Genomic DNA, 16,994 nt, shown 5'->3' with positions numbered 1-16,994 from the left:
GGCACATATTTATGAAGGAATAAAATGGAACCATACCATTACCTATGGCTATAAACAGCAAGAAACACATTTTAATGATCGATGATGACGAGGATGATTTTTTCCTGGTAAACGCATTGCTACAGGACATTTCGCCCGACGAATATGTTTTGCAGTGGGTGTCTTCCTACAGCGAAGCGCTGGGTATTATCGAAACCCGGTCGCACGATTTATATCTGGTGGACTATCGTTTGGGGGCGCATACGGGCATTGATGTGTTGCATCATTTCCGCAACCTGGGTTATAAAGCCCCGGTTATTCTTTTTACCGGTAAAGGAGATTACCATATCGATAAGGAAGCTATGCAGGCCGGCGCCGCGGACTATCTCGTGAAAAGCGAGATCACCGCTGTGGGACTGGAACGCGCTATCCGTTACACACTGGATAAATTCACCCACCTTAAAGCGATCGAAAAAAGCGAAAAACGCTACTTCAGTATTTTTGAAAAATCCAACGACGCCATTCTGCTGGCCGATTGCGAGCATCGTATTGTAGCCGCTAATCCGGCCGCCATCCGGTTGTTGCGTTATGAAGAGATCTCATTGTACAACAGTTACCTGGGCGCGCTGTTTGCCAATGAAAGCCAGATCAAGGCGTTTGTAGACCAGTTGTGCAGTGAAGACGGCGTGGTGCGGCAGGAGTTTGTGTTCCGCACGCATCAGGGGCAGCAGCTCGATGTAGTAGTGAATGCATCACTGCTTGATGAAAAAAAACAATTGTATCTCTGTATTATCCAGGATATCACGGAACGTAAAAGAAAAGAACAGGAAAAGCAGCAACAGGAGAAGTTTGCGATCACGGGGAGGATAGCCCGCCTGATTGCCCACGAGGTGCGTAATCCGCTGACTAATATTCTGCTGGCCGTATCTGAATTAAAAACGTCTGAGCTGCCTGAAACAGCTGATTCCCTGTTGTATCTCGATATTATGGAACGCAACTGTCACCGTATTAACCAGCTGGTGACAGAGCTGCTGGAATCTACCCGTATGTCGGAACTGAATATGTTGCCACAAGGCCTTAATGTGTTGCTGGAGAAAACCATACACCTGGCGGCAGACCGCCTGCAGCTCAATGATATCAAGATTGTCAGGAAATTACGCGAGCCCGATCGGCAAGTAATGGCTGATGAAGATAAGCTGATTATTGCGCTGCTGAACATCATCATCAATGGTGTGGAAGCGATGAAAGCGGGAGATGGCATACTCGAAGTGGAAACGTGGCATGAATCTGACCGGGTGTTTGTTCGTATAAGCGATACCGGTAGTGGCATCCCGCCGGAAAATCTGGCGAAGATGTTTGAGCCGTTTTTCACCAGTAAAACCAAAGGTACCGGCCTTGGGCTGACGGCTACCCAGAATATCATTCTTAATCATAAAGGAACGATACATGTGGACAGCCGTCCGGGTGAAGGCACGCAGTTTCTGATCAGTTTCCCGGTCGTGAAAGCTGCTATTGATCAGGATCAGCTTCTTTGATACCTGTTTGCGTGAAGATGATTTTTCGTTGTTTATAGAGATTTCCGATCGTCATCTTAAACGTTTTTTTGCTCATGCCGAAGAACTCCTGTATTTCTTCAGGGGTGGATTTATCATGATAGGGCAGATAACCGTTGTTTTCCTGTAGCAGGCGGAGTATCTTTTCCCCTTCATCTTCCACGCGTTTGTAACCGGCCTGGCCAAGCACCACATCGATTTTGTCTTCCCGGATGCCGCGGATAAAGCCTTTGAGCTTGTCTCCCACTTCCACGCTGCGGAACAGTTCGTTGTGGTGCAGGATACCGGTGTGCCGGTTGTTGATGATCACTACATAACCGATATCAGTACGGCGGTACACCACCAGGTCGACGGGGTCCATCTCCTTTACTGTCAGGTTTTCATTGCTGAGGAAACGGTCTATTTTTTCAGTCGCGGCAAGGCGGCCGGTCAGTTCATCGATATATATTCTCACGAGGTATTCCTGTCCGGGCACCATGCGGGTCAGTTGCTGGGACTGTGGCACGAACAGGTCTTTCATGAGGCCCCAATCCAGGAAAGCGCCCTGTTTGGTAACGCTGACCGCTTTCAGGTTCACGATATCCCCGGCGATGCCGTAGGGTTTCTGCGTAGTGGCGATCAGCCTGTTTTCCGAATCGTGGTACAGGAATACTTCCAGTTCATCGCCTATTTTGGTGCCTTTAGGCACAAACCGTGATGGCAGCAGTATTTCCTGGTCCACACCTTCCAGATATACGCCGAAATCAGCTTCTTTTTTAACCCTTAACAGGTTATACTCACCCACCTTTATCATATTGAGAAATTAAGTATGTGGCTGCAAGTTACTTATAGATTACGGATTGTGGGAATCATATTCTGCTTACTTTTGTATCATTGGCCGTGAAAGGCTGTTTTTATTGCCTGTAATTGTCGATCTAAACCAACCAACCATCTTATGACGATTTTATTATTTACATTGATCCTGCTCGCCGGGGCCTTTCTGGCGGGGCTATTGGGGTCACTTACCGGGCTGGGGGGCGGTGTGGTCATTATTCCGCTGCTGACGCTTGGTTTCCACGTTGACATCCGCTATGCGATTGGCACTGCCCTGATCGCGTCTATTGCCACCTCTTCCGGTTCTGCTTCTGCTTATGTAAAAGAAGGGATTACCAACATCCGGCTGGGCATGTTCCTGGAAATAGCCACTACCACAGGCGCTGTGGTGGGCGCGCTGATAGCGGTATTTATCCCTACCAATGTGGTGGCCGTTATCTTTGGCTGCGTGCTGATCTTTTCAGCATTGATGTCTTTCCGTAAAAAACCGGAAGCTGTTTCGGATGAAGATGTGAGTAAACTGGCGCGTGACCTGAAACTGAACGGGACCTACCCTTCCGGCGGCGAGATGGTTTCCTACAAAGTGCGCCATGTTCCGGGCGGCTATTTTATGATGACGTTTGCCGGCGTGATGTCAGGATTGCTGGGTATCGGCTCCGGCGCACTGAAAGTGCTGGCGATGGACAACATCATGCGTATCCCGTTTAAGGTGTCTACCACTACCTCTAACTTCATGATCGGGGTAACAGCGGCTGCCAGTGCGGTGGTATACCTGCAACGCGGTTATGTCAGTCCCGGCTTGTGTATGCCGGTCGTACTGGGCGTACTGCTGGGTGCCTTCGGCGGCTCACGGTTGCTGGTAAAAGTCAACACCAAATGGTTACGTATAGTCTTTGGCGTAGTGATCACCTTTTTGGCGCTTCAGATGATTTACAATGGTATCAACGGAAAACTGTAGCAGATGAAGCGTTTATTCTCAAAACATTTCTGGGCCGATAAGGACGTGCAGCAACTGATCGGTAAGCAGCTCCGGGTGGGCGTTATTACGTCCAGCATCATCGTGTTTCTCGGAGGAATGGTATATCTGTACCGTCATGGACATGAAGCGCCCGACTATGGCACTTTTGCCGGCGTGCGGCAGGGGCTGGACAATCTGCCGGGCATATTGCAGGGCATTATGCAGGGAAAAGGCATGAATGTGATCCAGCTGGGCATTGTACTGTTGATTGCCACGCCTATTGTCCGCATTGCACTTTCCGTTTTTGCTTTTTTACTGGAGAAGGATTATCTCTATGTGGTCATTACCCTGATTGTATTGGGTGTGATCACCTTCAGTATGGTAGGGGGATTGGAGCGATTGTGAAAAAAAATATTTTCGTATAATGGAAAGGGTTAGTGCGCAGCACTAACCCTTTTTTTGTGAATACAACTTTGATCCTGGTTACCAGCCGGTATTTTGCGGATAAGGCGTGCCGGTGGTAGTGGCATCTATCTGGTCCTGCGGAATAGGGCGCAGCCAGTGTTTAGGGGACTTGAAATTGATTCTGGCGTTATCGTCGCAGTGTTTCAGCAGCCGGGTCTGCAGGGTACCTGTCCTTACGAGGTCCAGCCAGCGCACGTTTTCGCCGGCCAGTTCGCGGGAACGTTCATCGAGGATAAAATCGATGTTCAGGTCTGCTGCGGTGATATCCATTTTCGTTTTATCACCGGTAGGATATGCAGCTCTTTCCCTGACAGCGTTCACATAGGGCACTGCTTCGGCAGTGCGGCCGCTCTGCATCAGCGCTTCAGCGGCTATCAGGTAGGTTTCCGCGAGGCGGTAAGCGATCAGCGGACGGATGGAGGGCGCGTTCATATCGGAGCGTTTGGTATCCACATATTTGGATAAAGCCGGCGACATCTTGATGGAGTATTTATTGGACGGTATCAGCGTGTAAGGCGAGGCGGCTATCTGCGCATCGGTGAATTTGCCCTGCGGCATATAGATACAGGTGTCTCCCAGTTTCATTTTGGGCTTACCGGGGGCAGCGCCTGCCGGAGCGCCCGCCGGCAGCGGGTTAGGCCATACCGGAATGCTGCTGGCATTGTTACAGAACCATACCGTCTGGAAACTTTTGTTGAAGCGCGTATCATTTTTCCTGTCTGCAAAAACAGTGTCTGTCAGCCATTTGGTGGGCACGGTGCGGATGTACGGACGGCCGTCTTTGATATTGCGGGCCATACCATCTATCTTCTCGTATTGTGGCACAAACAGGTGTACCAGCATATTGTCCGGCGTACGGCTGTCCTGGTTGGGAGATCCGTTGTAAGCCAGGCTGGCGGTATGTTGTACGGTCCAGAGTACTTCTGCGTTGGTTTCGTTGCCTTCTGCGAACACACTGCCGAAATCCGGCAGGAGGTTGAGCCCCAATGCCGGCGCGTTGGTCAGCAGGTCAACAGCAGTGGCCGCAGCGTCCTGGTAGTCGGTGGCTTTGGCGGCCTTGCTACCGGCGCGTGTCAGGTAAACTTTAGCCAGCACATGTTTGGCGGCGGCCGCATTAGCGCGACCGGCATCGATGCCTTTAGGGCCGGGCGCCAGGTCAGGAATGGCTTCTTTCAGATCGGTGATAATAGCATCGTATACTTTGGCCAGCGGGTCTCTGTTGGCTGAAGTCACCGGGCCGGAGATGAAGGAAGTGGTAAGGGTCACATCTCCCCAAAGCTGTACGAGCACAAAGTAATAGTTGGCCCGCAGGAACTTCGCTTCTGCAATAGCTTTTTTGCGGATATCATCAGTAATACCGGTTGCTTCGGGCGCATACTGTATGACTGCATTGCAGGTGTTGATGTATGTATAGATGTTGTTCCATTGTGATTTGAACTTGCCATCGCTGGGCAACAGGCCCGGGTCGTAGGTCATGAAGTTCTGGTTACCGTCATTGCCTCTTTTGAATTCATCGGTGCCGGGCGTGGTCATGGAGAAATAATCTTCGCAGCCCCAGATGGTGCGGGTGCCTGCGTAAGAGGCGTCCAGTGCGGCGTTTACGCCTTGTGACGTTTTATAGAAATCCGGTACGAGTACGGACCGGGGTGTTTCGTTCAACATTTTGCTGCAACTTCCCAGGAGAGAAGCGGCGGTGAATATACCGGCAGCGAACCATATCTTTTTCATCACACACAATTTTGAAGGTTTATAAAGTAAGGTTTATACCGAAGAGCATAGACCAGGTGGCCGGCGTGTCTGCATTGATATTGCCGGCAGATTCCGGATCTACGCCATGGTACTTGTTGCGGTATTCGGAGAAGAAGATGAACGGGTCCTGTGCGGTGACGTATACCCGCAGGGACCGTGCTTTCAGCTTCTGCACGAAAGAACCGGGCACGTTGTAGCCCAGGCTCAGCGTTCTGATTTTCAGATAGCTGCCGTCGAAGTATCCCAGTGTGGAGTTGTATTGGGTTTGTGTTCTGGACTGGTTGGGTTTCGGGAAATAGTTTTCGCTGTTGTAAGGGGTCCAGTAAGGCACATTCAGGTTGTTATAGTTGCCCTGGAAGGTATTGGCAAAACCGCCGCCATACAGCTTGCTGTTGAGCGTGCTGCCGATGCGGGCATACATCACCACCGTCAGATCGAAACCTTTATAGCTGAAGCGGTTGGTCATCCCGCCTTCCCATTTGGGCTGCGGTGAGCCTACGATGGTGCGGTCGGCATCACTGAAGGTACTGTCGTTGTTGACATCTTTCACGCGGATAGTGCCGATAACAGAAGAGTTGCCGGTTACTTTCTGACCGTACCGCAGTGCCAGGAGTGAATCCGGTTTGGTATTCTGCCAGATGCCGATGCGCTGGTAATCGTAGATGGCGCCGATAGGCTGACCAACAAACCAGCCATTGGAAATATCCTGCTGGATGCCGTTGTATAGTTCTGTGATTTTACCTCTGTTGATGAAGAAATTGAGGTCTGACGTCCAGGTGAAGTCACCGGCGCCTTTGCCTTGTATGTTCACGGTGGCGACGTGTACATCGATGCCCCTGTTTTGTGTTTTACCGACGTTCACGAGCACATCGCCGGGGATGCCGGAAGTGCCGGGCAGGTGCAGGGGCAGCAGCAGGTTGCTGGTTTGTGCGGAATATATTTCCGCACTACCGGTGATACGGTTGTTGAACAGGCCGAAATCTACCGCGAAGTTGGCCGTGGTGGTGTATTCCCACTGTAAAGCCGCGTTGGGGGCGGTATTGATAAACACACCGGTAACATTGGTAGAACCGTAGTTATAGTTGATGCCTTTCAATGCGCCCAGCGTCTGATAGGGGTTGATGGCGGTATTGCCTGTGCGGCCATAGCTGGCGCGGACTTTCAGGTTGCTGAACACGCGCGATTCCCGCATAAAGTCTTCGTTGCTGATGATCCATCCTGCCGCGGCAGAAGGGAATCCTTTGAACTTATTGCCGGGTGCAAGGCGGGAACTGCCATCGCTACGGGCGGTAAGGGTAAGCAGGTAACGGTCTTTGAAACTGTAGTTGAGGCGTCCCATGTAGGAAACGATGTCCCACTTGCTTTCAGAGCCACTGCCGGCGAGGTTGAGGCCATAGGTGGAGTTGAAGTATTGCAGGTCATCAGACAGCAGGGTGTTGTTATTGTAGTTGTTGGACTGACCGCGGGATTCCTGCAAGCTATACAGGCCGGTGAAATTTACGTGATGTTTACCGAACTGTTTATCATAGGTCAACAGGTTTTCGAGGGTATAGTTCACATCGGAGCCGTATTTGTTTTCGCTGGTATTGAGGCTGCCGAGGTTATTGGTGGTTTTGCTGCCGTAGAAATTGCCGTAGTTATCACTTTTGATTTCCGCGCCGCCATTGAAGCGGTATTTCAGTCCGGGCAGGATGTTCACGTCCAGATAGGCGGTGGTAAAGGTTCCGTTGCGTTTTCTTTTTTCCACGGTGGCGCCGGGGAGGAAATCGGCCAGCGGGTTCCAGATTTGTTTCTGGCTGCCGGAGAGGAAGTCATTGATCACAGCGCCGGTGCTGTCATATGCCGGTGCCATGGGGCTGGCCCTCAGTGCCTGTCCCATGGGGTTGACGCCTTCGCCGGTGGTAGTGGAGAAGTTGTTGAGGGAGCTGACGCCTATTTTAAAGATGCTGTTGATCTGATGGTCCACGCTTACTTTCACAGTGAAGCGTTCAAAGGCCTGGCCGGGGTATACGCCTGTTTCTTTGTAATAGCCGGCAGAGGCGGCGAACTGTGTTTTTTCATTGCCACCGGAGATGCCTACCTGGTGGTTGGTCATGATGCCTGTTTTGTAGATGAGGTCTTGCCAGTCGGTGCTGTTGCCTTTGGCGAGTTGTCTTCTTTCCTCTGCGTCGAAGCCATCGATGAGTATCTGCGGGTCATCGGGGCCGCTGTATTTCAGCGGAGGGTCCTGTGTGCCGTTCCAATAGGCCCATTTTTTCAGATCGGCATACTGTTGGGCGTTCATGAGGTCGTATTTGCCGGAGGGCTTTACGAAACCGGCATAGCCGCTGTAAGTGACAACCGCTTTGCCGCTGCGGCCGCGTTTGGTGGTGACGAGTATCACGCCGTTGGCGCCACGGGAGCCATATATCGCGGTAGAGGAAGCATCTTTAAGTACATCCACCGATGTGATGTCATCGGGGTTCAGGTCGTTGATATCACCGTTATACGGGATACCATCCACTACAAACAGCGGAGAGTTACCTGCTTTGAGCGAGCGGGTGCCACGAATGAGGATGGTGGGTTTAGCGCCTGGTTTGCTGTTGCCGCCGCTCTTCTGGATATCGATGCCGGCGCCTTGTCCTTTCAGGATGGAGGTCAGGTTGGCGGCGGGTATGTCGCGGAGCGACTGTGCGTTGATGGAGGTGATGGAGCCGGTCACGTCGGAACGTTTTTGCGTACCATAACCTACCACCACTACTTCGCTGAGTTCACCTTTATCTACTGCCAGGGAGATGCTGACGTTGTTCATGTCAGTGTTTTCCACTTTCAGTTCACGGGAGATGAATCCGGTGTAGGTAATTTTTATGAAAACGTTTGCAGGCACATTTAACAGAAACGTGCCATCTGCTTTGGTGGTAACGCCGCGGGTAGTGCCTTTTACCACGATGTTGGCTCCGGGCAGCGGTTCCCCGGTTTGGGATATCACGCGGCCTTTTACGCTGACGGTCTTGTCCTGTGCATATATCGGTAACGAATATACGCAGATGAACAATAACCAGCATGCCATGAGTGAAAGCAGGCGCAGGGCATGGGCCTGCCATCCTGAGATCTGGAATTTCATAACGCTTAGTTTTTGTTGATAAAATGGATTATAGGTTAGTTGGTAATGTCCTTGCCATAAAGTCTTAATGCCAGTTGGGCTTCAAAAAGGGATGCAGGGGCGACTGACTGTCCGGGCAGTTCATTGATGCCTGCATTATCCACGGTTACTTTGGAATCGGCCTGAAAGCCTTCCAGTATTGGTGCTGCGATGGTATAGTTCCGGCGGCGTTCCATGTCCCAGAAATTGTAATGCTGGTCTTTGGCGGAGCTATGGCGGAAGTTCCATAGCACCAGTTGTTTGCCATGATGAGGATGACCGGGCTCTGGTCCGCCGAGGTTATAAAACACGCCGCCGCGGATATCATCGAACAGCGTAGCATAGGGCTGTCCGGAGTGGCTGTCGAAATTCTGGTCGGTGCCCAGTGCGCACTGTGTGATGACCGTGCCGGCGGCGCTGTAGCCGGTACCGGGACCATGATGCTGTGCGCCGTTGAAATAACATTGTTTGATCAGCACACCGTAACCCGTACGTGCATGTACTGAGGCATGGCCCTTTTTCCCAATGAACGTTACGTTTTGCACGGTCACCTGGTATCCTGCGCGGATGTTGACACCTTCATTCCAGTCCTGGAATACGCAGTCGCGTATCCAGCTGTTTTTTACGTATTCCATGCCTATCGCTTCCCAGGCGTAATCGTGGATCTCGTTTTTGTGATGCACAAAATCTTCCGGGTAACTTTTCCAGTTACTGGAAAAACGGATGCCGGTGATACCACATTCTTCGATGCTGTTGTACGCCACCAGTTCAAACGGTTTGCCGTCAATGAGGTGGATGTCCAGGTGCAGCGGATTTTTGAAAGTGATGGTATTGCCGTTTATTTTTTCGATGGTATGTATTTCCTGTACCTGCATACCGCCATCGTCGCCAAAGAGACGTGTCCATTGGGCTTTAAGCGGTAGCGGGTCGAAGTACCATTTCGTATAGGCTTCACTGCGATGTTTGATGATAACGTCTTGTCCGGGTTGTAGCTGTGAAGCATCGGCGACTTGTACTGCGAAGGTTTCGCGGGAAGCGTTGGCCGTGATGGTGGTCAGTCGTTGCTGGCGGTTTGCTGCCGGTCGGAAAAGAAACTGCCGGTCGTTGATTCTTTTTTTGTCCTGGTAGATTTCCGTACCGCCTTCCTGGCTGCCGCTGCCTTGCAGAATGATGTTGCTGCTGGTAATGAGGATTTGTTTTTTATTGTCTTCATCAGGTGCCAGCAGGAATTTACCTTTCGGGAAAAAGACAATGCCACCGCCGGGATTGGCTGCCGCTGCGTCTACAGCGCGTTGTATGGCATCATCATCGTACTGGTCATCATTGGGGACCGCGCCAAATTGGGTCACGTCAAATTTCTTCTTGCCGGTCAGTTCCGGTAAAGGGCTCTCAGAAAAATGATAGCCGGCGTAGGAAAAATCTGGTAAAGTCGGTACCGTATTATTTTTCCGGGCGGCCACAAATTCTTTCCACAGGGGCGCGATGGGAGGGGCTGCAGCGACGGTGCCATCCACCGTAATATCACGGGCAACGCCTTCCAGTTGCAGTAGCTGGCCGTTTTCCGGGTGTTTGACCGCTTTCAGTTCCACGGTTTTGGAGTCCGCGATGCGCACCAGCGGTTCTTTGCCGGTATTGCCAGGCAGTGTCCAGTTGAGGAGCTGCACCTGTTCAATATCGCTGGCAATCACCGCTGGCCGCGCTTCGGGCTGATCGCAGGTATAGGTGATATTATGGAAACGAATATTTTTAGCGTGACGGATATACAGGGCATATGCCGGGATCTGTTTACCGAACATTTTTATTTCGGGATAATCGCGTTCCCTTTCTTCCAGTTTTACCCGGGCATCTGCGGCGGTGCCTTCGCCGGGAACATTGATGTGGATATTGTCGAGCGTGATGCCATCGATGTAATGTCCGGGAATACCGCTGATGAGCATGCCGGTCCAGGTGCCGTGTTTAACGGTCACGTTTTTGATGCTGATATGGCTGATACTGCCGACTTCCTGTTGCGCATCACCTTCGCGGAAAGTCTTCAACCGGGAACCCAGGCGGATGATGACAGGCATATTCACTTTGTCCATTTTCACATCGCTGATGTTGATATTGCGTAGCTGGGAACCATCTACGGAAAACAGTTTGATACCTCCTTCACGGGCAAATGCCACATCGATATGGCTGATCTGTATGTTTTCGAAGTTACCCGCCGATTCTGTACCGAATTTAATGGCGCCTTCGCCGGTGTTGATTTTGATGTTGCTGACAGTGACATCGCGGCAGGGATAGGGACTGGTGGTTTTAAAGCAGATGGCGTCGTCACCGCTGTCAATGTCACAATCGCGGATCACGACTTTCTCGCAGCAGTCAATATCGATGCCGTCATTATTGCCCAGTCCGCGGCTTCTGATGGTCACTTTCTCCGTTAATATATTCGTACAATGGAAGAAATGCATGGTCCAGGCGGTGGGGCCCTGGAGGTGAATATCGGACACATTGACCTGACGGCAACGGACAAAACGTACCAGGAAGGGCCGTCTGTCATGGCCGCCGGAGGCCCTTACCAGCTTACCCTGTCCATCGATGGTGCCTTTGCCTGTAATGCCTGTATTGTTGACATCTACCGCTCCGATGAGGGCATAACCCATTTGTTGACCGAGACCGTCTTTAAAGCCGTCTACGATCTGATAGTCTTTGATATCCGGACTGCCGAGCAGGGTGGCATTTTCTTCCACCAAGAGCAGCACGTTGTTTTTGAGCAGCAGGGTACCGGTAAGCCAGGTACCGGCGGGCACGCGTACCCTGCCACCGCCTTTGGCGGCGCAGGCGTCGATGGCCTGTTGTATGGCTGCGGTATTCAGTGTTTTGCCATCGCCCACAGCGCCGTAGCGTGTGATATCGACAACGGTATTTTTGTCCATGGGCACGCCCATGGAAGCTATCGACAGCCAACAGAAGAGCTGAAGTGACAGGAAGTATTTCATAACGCTGTGGAAATAGAGAGACGGGTGGCAACCGAATCTCATCAGTTGCCACCAGTTTTTTATAATGTTCCGGTTGTTTCTACTTTGATGACAGTAGCGATAGCATCGGGGGCCTGGGCGGGCACGCTGATGACGAGTCCTTCATCCGTGGTGGTGGCATTGAGTTTTTTACCGCCGGCCAGCAGTCGGGCGCTGTTGACTTTATTTTTCAGTCCGGGCACTACCAGTTTACCATCAGCCGGCCAGTTGAATACGTGGAGATAGAGGGTGGTGTTGCCGTCTTTTACTTTTTTTGTGCAGCGTCCCCAGGGCAGTGCGTTCAAAGGGCTGCCGTTGGTGGCATAGATAGCTTCACCGTTTACTTTCATCCACTGGCCGATGCCTTTTAGTCCGTCGATACTGGCTTGCGGGAATTGTCCCAGTTCGTCCGGACCTACATTCAGGAGGTAGTTACCGTTTTTAGAGGCGATGTCTACCAGGTTTCTGATCAGTGTTTCCGTGCTTTTCCATTTGTTGTCATAGCTTTTATATCCCCAGGTGCCGTTCATGGTCATACAGGTTTCCCAGTCGCGGCCATCCAGTTCAGCCTGTGTGGGAATTTTCTGTTCCGGTGTTTTATAATCGCCGGGGAAGTTGGGTCTTTTGAGCCTGTCGTTGGTGATGATATTAGGTTGAAGAGACAATACCGCCTGTAATTTCTTCGCGTATTCGTCGGTCATGTTGGTCGGTGTGTCCCACCATAACACTGCCACGTCGCCGTAATTAGAGAGCAGTTCTTTCACCTGTGGCACCGCAACCTTGTCGATGTATTCGCCCATGGTGGCGCTGGTTTGGGCCGGGTCCCAGTGGCCGGTGTTAGCTTGTGTATAGGCGTCAATTTTAGCGGAGTCAGGGTTGGCCCAGCCTTCGGAAGTGGCTTTGCGGGCAGCGGCGCCGCCGGGGTTGTTCCAGTCCTGTGCCTGGGAGTAATAGAAGCCCAGTTTAAGGCCATATTTTTTACAGGCCGCAGCCAGCGGATGGAGCACATCTTTGCCGTAGGGGGTGGCATCAACGATGTTCCATTTGCTGGCAGCTGATTTGAACATCGCGAAGCCGTCGTGGTGTTTCGCTGTGATGACGATATATTTCATGCCTGCGTCTTTCGCTGCTTTCACCCAGGCGTCTGCATCATATTTTACCGGGTTGAAGGATTTGGCCACCTGTTGATAGTCGGCCACCGATATTTTACCGCGGTTCATGATCCATTCGCCGCCGCGGCCTATCTGATGGCCCTGCCAGTTACCGGCCAGCCGGGCATATACGCCCCAGTGGATGAACATACCGAAACGGGCTTCCCGCCACCATTTCATATGCTCATCATGAGCGGTTTGTGCGAAGATGGATTGCGCAGCGCAGCAGCACGCAAGCAAGAAGAGGAATAGTTTTTTCATTACGTGTTGTTAGTTATTATAGGTGGTGAAAATATCGATTTTGGTGAATGGCCTGCCGTTGGTATTAAATGAATAATGGTTGATGTGCAAATGAATTGTCGCCTGGCTTATAGCATCCCTTTTCCCGTTTTTATTGCAATCGTTTGCATACTCTTGGCAAAAAATAAGCGCGAAGCGCTTTGTCTATTTTATAGTGTTTGTTTTACACTTAAATTTTGATGTTCTAAAGATCGGAAATAAATCAGCCGGCTAGTAAGCTGATTTTCACTTTTTGTCATGTTTTTTTCGCAATGTGGGGAGAGCTGGGAAAGAATAGGATCAGGAAGTGTTTCTGAACTTTTTAAATATAGATGAGCGTTCCTTAAGCACAACGGAGACGTAAGATGTTTAGATAGTCATTTCTTCTTTCGCAAAAAACTATTTTGAAATTTGCAATCGTTTGCATAATTTAGAACCACAGCCAGGATCTGAAACGCCAAAATTCACTTTGGAAACCATAGACCATTTGTAGCCTCGTACCTGACAAAATCCCGGAAACTACCTGTAGCCAAGTGTTGTTGAAAACCCGTTTCCACCGTACCCTTTTATTGATTGTTAAAAAACGCCGCTTTATGACATCCTCTTAATGCCATTTTCAACATGAGCAGGACCACGCCCGCCTGTTCCAGGGAAATTATGCTGAAGTGTATAACTGTTACGGATATACGCTAATTGGCAACCTATGTATTTATCACCCTCATTATCCACCTTAAAAGTTTTTTGATGATGAAAAAAAGATACGCTATACTCTTGTTATGGCTGTTATCCGTTACAACTGCCCTGTCGCAATCCCTGCCGGCCAATTTCCAGCGGGTGCAGGTGGTTAACGGTATCAGCAGCCCCACCTCCATGGCTTTCCTGCCCGACGGCCGCATCCTGGTATGTCAGGAAACCGGCCAGCTGCGCGTGGTGAAAAACGGCGCCCTGCTGTCAACACCGGCGATATCACTGTCGGTCAACAGCAGCGGGGAACGTGGCCTCATCGGCGTAGCCGTGGACCCCGCCTTCGCTACCAACCACTACATCTATCTGTATTACACAAACACCTCGGGGCCGCACAACCGCGTCAGCCGTTTCACCATGACCGGCGACGTGGCAGGCGCTGAAACTGCTATCCTGGACCTGCCCACGCTCAGCGCCATCTATCACAACGGCGGCGGCCTGTCTTTCGGCACCGACGGCAAACTGTACGTCTCCGTTGGGGATAACAAAGTAGGCAACAACGCCAGCAACCTCGACAGCTATATGGGCAAACTGCTGCGCATCAATACCGACGGCTCCGTACCCGCAGGCAACCCTTTCAGCGGCGGCGCGCAGCGCAGCCGCGTGTGGGCGTACGGGTTACGCAACCCCTTCACTAACGCCATAGACCCGGTGACAGGCAAAATCTTCATCAACGACGTAGGAGAATCTACCTGGGAAGAAATCAATGACGCTACCACCGGCGGCCGCAACTTCGGATGGCCTACGCAGGAAGGTAACTGCACCAGCGGTTGCACCGGCTTTACCAACCCCATCTACCGCTACAGCACCAACCGCGATGGTTCACCGCCAGACGGCCAGGGATGTGCCATCAACGGCGGTACCTTTTTTAATGGCGCCATCAGTAACTATCCCGCCACCTATAACGGCAAATATTTTTTCCTTGACTACTGCGGCGGCTGGATCAACTATCTCAACCCCGCTTCTCCCTCCCGCACCGCTTTCGCTACAGGCCTCGGTGGCGGCATGGTATACCTGAAACAAGGCCCCGATGGCAACCTGTACTATCTGAGCCGCGATAACAGCGCGTTGTATAAAATTGTGTATACCGGCACACAGGCGCCGGTGATCTCCACACAGCCGCAACCGGTAACGGTACCGCAGGGACAGACAGCTGTGTTCAGCGTGACAGCCGTGGCCAATCCGGCGCCGACCTATCAATGGCGCAAAAACGGCAGCAATATCAGCGGCGCTACGGCGGCCACTTATGCCATCGCCAACGCGCAACCGGCAGACACCGGCCTGTACAGCGTAGTGATCACCAACAGCGCCGGCAGCGTTACCAGCAACAACGCCAAACTGACGGTAACAGCACCTAATACCCTGCCGGTGGCCACTATCACCGCGCCGCTGAATAATGCGAAATTCCGTGCAGGCGACACCGTTAGCTTCGCCGGTACGGGTACTGATGCGGAAGACGGCACCCTGCCTGCCAGCGCCTTCCACTGGTGGGTGGATTTCCATCATGCTAACCACATACACCCCGGCCCGCAAGTGTCCGACAGCGTGAAAAGCGGCAAGTTCGTTATCTCGGCCGAAGGCCACACGGAAACAGATATATGGTACCGTATACTCCTCTCCGTTAGGGACAGCCGGGGCGAACTGGACACCACCTATGTGGAACTGTTCCCCGTGACTTCCAACCTGTCCCTGCAAACGCAGCCCGCGGGCCTGCAAATCAAGCTGAACGACATACCGTTTACCGCCCCGTACACCACCCCTGCTTTATCAGGCATGGTACGGCCTATGGAAGCGCCGTCACCACAGGTGCTCAATGGTGTCACCTATATCTTTGACCATTGGGCGCATGGAGGCAGCCGTGTGCAAAACATCACCATCACTGATAATGACACGACCTATACCGCCGTGTTCAAAGCCGCTCCGGCAGCTACTTTGCTGACACCTGTGCAGGACGCCTATGTGCGCGATGGCACCAACGCCAACACTACCTGGGGTATTTCCGATTCCACCTTCCTCATCACGAAGGTGTCACCGGCAGGACAGCTCAATAATGCACGGGAAGCCTATCTTACCTTCGACCTTACCAATACGGCCGGCAGCGTATCTGCTGTGGTATTGCGGTTGTACGGGCGTGTAGACGGCACCGTGGCCATGAGCGTACCGGTAGGCGTGTATCCGCTGAGCAACACCACCTGGTCTGAAAAAACAATCACGTGGACGAATAAACCGGCGTCCGGCAGCACGCTGTTGGCATCTACCGTGTTAACAAACGACAGTGCGCGGTATTATACCTGGGACGTGACCAGCTACGTACAAAGTGAACTGGCAGCCGGCAGGAAAAAAATCGCTTTCGTTTTGAAGAGCCAGCAGGCCCATGACCCGCGTATATTCCTCAATTCCAAAGAGGCCGCTGCCAATCCGCCGCAGCTCTCCGTGATCGGCGACAGCTCCGGCCCCGGCCCTGTTTGTGTTCCTGCACAAGCCAGCGCAGACGACGGCAACGTGGCGGCCAATGCCATCGACAACGACCTGAACACCCGCTGGTCAGCTTCCGGCGAACAGTCGATCCAGTTCTGCCTCGGTAGCAGCACCACCACCGTGAGTGGAGTAGATATTGCCTTCTACAAAGGCGATACCCGCCGCGCTTCGTTCGATATACAGGTAAGCATTGACGGTACCACCTGGACCAACGCCGCTACCGGTCTGCAAAGCAGTGGCACTTCCACCGCCTTCGAGTCCTTTACGTTTGCAGCGGTAACGGCCAGGCATGTACGAATTCTCGGCCATGGCAACAATGTAAACGCCTGGAACAGTTATTCGGAAGTGAAGTTCAAAACAGGTGCCGCCCTGGCCGCTAAAGAAACCAGCCTGGCGGTGATGAACACCTATCCCAACCCGGCCAGTTCCATGGTGACCGTCACCTTCAGGCTGCCGTCAGACGGACGTACCTCCCTGGGAGTGTATGATCTTGGCGGTAAACTGGTGCAGATGCCAATAAATGGCCAGTTGCAGGAAGGCACACATACGAGGACGCTCTCCGTTACAGGATTGCCGGCAGGTATGTACTTCCTCAAACTGGTACACAATGGAAAAGTGATCGTGAAACGTGTAGTGGTGGGCGTTAGTCAGACAAACAACCAATAAATACATAACGCTTAGAAACGACAAAGCCCCTGCGTTTCCGCA

9 protein-coding genes are annotated in these 16,994 nt (G+C 52.0%); 4 read left to right on the top strand and 5 right to left on the bottom strand.

All coding sequences use genetic code 11. The annotated features are described in order from the left end of the window. The first annotated feature begins 44 nt into the window (after positions 1-44). Positions 45-1,514 carry a hybrid sensor histidine kinase/response regulator gene (locus HGH92_RS07985; RefSeq protein ID WP_168870194.1) on the top strand — a complete coding sequence of 490 codons (1,470 nt, stop codon included), beginning with the start codon at positions 45-47 and terminating at the stop codon, positions 1,512-1,514. Here the strand turns inward: HGH92_RS07985 and HGH92_RS07980 are convergent. After that, positions 1,489-2,325: a S1 RNA-binding domain-containing protein gene (locus HGH92_RS07980; protein ID WP_168870193.1), complete on the bottom strand. Its 837-nt coding sequence runs from the start codon at positions 2,323-2,325 to the stop codon at positions 1,489-1,491. The two genes, HGH92_RS07985 and HGH92_RS07980, sit on opposite strands and share 26 nt — an antisense overlap. Before the next feature lie 141 nt (positions 2,326-2,466). On the opposite strand from HGH92_RS07980, the gene HGH92_RS07975 reads away from it, so the two are divergent. Next, a complete protein-coding gene (locus tag HGH92_RS07975; protein WP_168870192.1) occupies positions 2,467-3,303 on the top strand; it encodes a sulfite exporter TauE/SafE family protein in 837 nt (278 codons plus the stop codon). 3 nt (positions 3,304-3,306) lie between these two features. Next, positions 3,307-3,708, top strand: coding sequence for a DUF1634 domain-containing protein (locus HGH92_RS07970; RefSeq protein WP_168870191.1), 402 nt, complete (start codon positions 3,307-3,309; stop codon positions 3,706-3,708). Between the two features lie 78 nt (positions 3,709-3,786). Here the strand turns inward: HGH92_RS07970 and HGH92_RS07965 are convergent, their stop codons facing one another. Genes HGH92_RS07965 through HGH92_RS07950 form a run of 4 tightly spaced genes read right to left on the bottom strand, consistent with a single transcriptional unit; the run spans position 3,787 to position 13,046 of the window. Then, entirely contained in the window at positions 3,787-5,496 is a 1,710-nt protein-coding gene (locus HGH92_RS07965; RefSeq protein WP_168870190.1) for a RagB/SusD family nutrient uptake outer membrane protein, read from the bottom strand. Positions 5,497-5,515: 19 nt separating this feature from the next. Continuing rightward, on the bottom strand, positions 5,516-8,620 hold the full coding sequence (locus tag HGH92_RS07960) for a SusC/RagA family TonB-linked outer membrane protein (RefSeq protein WP_168870189.1): 3,105 nt from the start codon (positions 8,618-8,620) through the stop codon (positions 5,516-5,518). Positions 8,621-8,655: 35 nt separating this feature from the next. After that, a complete protein-coding gene (locus HGH92_RS07955) occupies positions 8,656-11,658 on the bottom strand; it encodes a DUF4955 domain-containing protein (RefSeq protein ID WP_168870188.1) in 3,003 nt (1,000 codons plus the stop codon). A gap of 17 nt (positions 11,659-11,675) precedes the next feature. Then, a complete protein-coding gene (locus tag HGH92_RS07950) occupies positions 11,676-13,046 on the bottom strand; it encodes an alpha-L-fucosidase (protein WP_168870187.1) in 1,371 nt (456 codons plus the stop codon). Positions 13,047-13,808: 762 nt separating this feature from the next. Between HGH92_RS07950 and HGH92_RS07945 the strand changes: the two genes are divergently transcribed. Further along, positions 13,809-16,952 (top strand): PQQ-dependent sugar dehydrogenase, encoded by a 3,144-nt coding sequence (locus tag HGH92_RS07945; RefSeq protein ID WP_168870186.1) that lies wholly within the window; start codon positions 13,809-13,811, stop codon positions 16,950-16,952. The last annotated feature ends 42 nt before the right edge of the window (positions 16,953-16,994 follow it).

Origin of the sequence: Chitinophaga varians, assembly GCF_012641275.1 — a bacterium.
GTDB lineage: Bacteria > Bacteroidota > Bacteroidia > Chitinophagales > Chitinophagaceae > Chitinophaga > Chitinophaga varians_A.
Note: the sequence above shows the minus strand (reverse complement) of the source record. Positions and strands in the feature narration are given on the sequence as shown.